General features: G+C 65.9%; 2 pseudogenes. Both read right to left on the bottom strand.

Annotated features, from left to right (window positions below):
- Positions 1 to 159: pseudogene (locus tag ABZX75_RS34145) on the bottom strand (IS5/IS1182 family transposase); the annotation flags it as partial.
- Between the two features lie 979 nt (positions 160 to 1,138).
- Positions 1,139 to 2,576 (bottom strand): annotated as a pseudogene (locus ABZX75_RS34140) (NF041680 family putative transposase).
- Positions 2,577 to 2,830: the final 254 nt, after the last annotated feature.

Here is a 2,830-nt window from a genome sequence, read left to right as displayed (position 1 = left end):
TCTCAGGGTGTCGTTCTTGCGCAAGTACACCAGTGCGACCAGTGCGCGCTGGGGCGGCGACAGCTTGCACCGTCGGTCACCCTCGAGGGTGACGATCAGCATCGTGACCCACTCGACCAGGGCGTGCGGGACATCGAGTACGGCAGGATAAGGAACCAACGAGGCCCCCGTGTTGAAGAGCTACGGACGTCAGACATCCCGCTCAACAGCCCGAGGGCCTCGCCTGTTACGCCACTGTTACGCCACCCCGCCATCACCCGATCAGCGGCCAACCTGAACAAGCTCAATGGCAGACTGGCGGCACATCGGAGCTGCGGTGATCGGCGGGTGACTTGACAGGTCTCCCTGATCATCGGAGCTTCATTGCGTGCGGAACTGCCGAAGTGAAGGTTCGCCACATCCCTGTGACCTCACATCCCTGTGACCTGCTGGTTCTCCGCACCGTCAGGACTATGAATCAGCCCTGGTAGTACTGGGCCGGCGCCTGCCCCACATGTCACCGCGACATACCCGCACGCAAACCAACCTGACCAAGCCCTACTAGGACGTCTCAGACGGCGTCGGAGCCGGTGTGCGTCTCTGACTCTCACTTGGCCTCGTCGGCTCTGACCATGGCTTCACGAAATCTCGCATATTCTGCAAGTTCGAGTATGTCACCTCGTGTGCGGTCGCGCGCCCGTCTGCCCCATATACCCGCTCCGACCGCCGTGAAGAAGGGAATTAGTAACCACGCCAGAGACCCCATGCCAGCCCGCCTCTCTACCCTGATATATACGTGTCGTTCATGGATTCAACGCTCACGCTGGCAAGGGGGTTGCGCAAATCGAGGGCGTGTTGCACGGCCGAACGGGTGGGTGCGCGACTGGCCCCTGCCAGGGAGATGACTCGACCGCCGGTTAACATGCTGCCGCCCATTCCTGGCAGGCGTCGGCCTGCGCCTCAGCGTAGGCCGGCTGCGAAGGGTTGCCCCGTTACTGAGTTTTCGGGTTGTCGTCGGGTAGTGACGGTTCTGATCCCTGCGGTATGCCGGTTGGGTGAGGTATCCAGAGGGTGGGGGCCTGACCGCTGAGCGTCGGGCATTTCGTGAGGGGATCCGGCTCCAGGCCGGCGAGAGGTTCGCGGGGCCCTAACTTGATCTTTAACCTGTGCGACGTGGGCGAGGGGTCGTCGACTTCTTCGTTTTCGGTTTCGTGGTGTCGGTCTTGCGGACTGTGTGCACGTCGTGTCGGGGGGTGGGCCGGATGTTCTTGCGGCCTGGTGGCCTGCCGGGGCCGGGGCGGGAGGGTTTCGGTGCACCGGCCGGGCAGGTGGTCTTCGGGCGGATGTGCCGGAAGTCCCGGCGGACGCGGGCGGGTGTGAGTCGTTCGACGGGTGCGGGTTTCTCCCAGGGGCGGCGCAGGTCGGCTGCCAGTGGTCGGGCGAGCCTGAGCTGGGTGTAGGCGGCGAGGATCAGCCAGGTCCAGCGGTCCGCCGCTTCGGGCGTGCGGATCTTCGGGGAGGTCGAGCCGAGGGTCTGCTTGAACAGGCGGAAGGTGTGCTCGATATCGAAACGCCGCAGGTAAACCTGCCAGAGCCGGTTGATGTCAGCGGGGTCGGCATTGGTGCCGGACCACCACAGCCAGACCGGCTTGGGGGTTGCTCCGCTGGGCAGCGGTCGATGTCGAGGCGGATGACGGTCCCTTCGATGACCGCGAGGGTGCCCTCGCCGGTGGCCCAGGAAGAGCGGTGGGTCAGTTTGGGGTGGAGTCGGTCCCAGGAGCGGGCGGTGGCGGTGCCGTAGAGGCGGGTGTCGGTCACGGTCTCGGCATCCGGGGTGCCCCAGGTGTCTTCCTGGCCGAAGACGATCTCGCCGCCGTGCCGAGGCGGGCGCTGGGGCTGCCGGGGCGGGGCGGTCCTGCGCAGGACGCGGTCCGACCGCATCCGGGCCAGGATCCGGACCGGCAGATCCCGCAGGAGGTGGGCCAGGCGGGGTGCGTCGTATCCGGCGTCCGCGATGACGAGGATGTGCAGGTCGCCGGCCTGCCATTGGCCGGCCGTGATGAGCCGCTCGATGAGTTCACGCAGCTGCCGGGCGGTGACGGTGGCGGTGTCGTTCCCGGGCAGTCCAGGGGTGCGGTCCACGAGCTGCGGCCGGGCTCAAGCGCGCAGATGACCGAGTACGGTCAGCCGGGGACCGGGATGTGGTGGTCCTTGCCCCGTCCGTAGGTGTGGCACAGGATCCGCTCCGGCGAGGTGTGCGCGTCGGGCCGCAGCCAGCAGGTCACGTCCACGGCCAGGCCCAGCCGCCCGTCGGCTGCCCTCGGCAGCGGCACCCCGGCCAGTACCCGTCGCAGCTGCACGGTGTCCACCCCGCCCCGGGCCACGGCGGCGTAGAGCCCTCCGTGGCCGCGGCGGTGTTCACCCACCAGAGACAGTTCGGCCAGTAGTGACCGAACGGGCCCGTCGCCGCACAAGATCGCGTCGGTCAGCTCGAACAATGCGTCCGAACGAGCGGTCAGGCAGGAGTAGAACTCGCCCCGGAAGCGTGACAGTTCCGTCAATGCCTCTTGCCGGGCAACGTGATGCAGCAGACTCATCCCCACGGCCTTCGCGCTGGATGTGAGTGTTTCCTTGGTCGGAGCACATCATCCAGACGAAGGCCGCTTCTGCGTACGGCAGTTACCGAACCGAGTGATCAAGTACGAGGCATCGTTCGACCTCAGACGTTAAAGATCAAGCTAAGGGCTTGCGGGGAATCAAGGTGTTGTTTCCCGTTCTGAGGCTCGTTGCTGTGGTATGCGCATCCCGGACGAGGCTCGTAACCAACTCTCTGTGAAGTTCGCGGTGTTGT

Source organism: Streptomyces sp. NPDC003038, from assembly GCF_040611115.1.
Lineage (GTDB): Bacteria > Actinomycetota > Actinomycetes > Streptomycetales > Streptomycetaceae > Streptomyces.
This window is presented reverse-complemented; position numbering and strand designations above follow the sequence as displayed.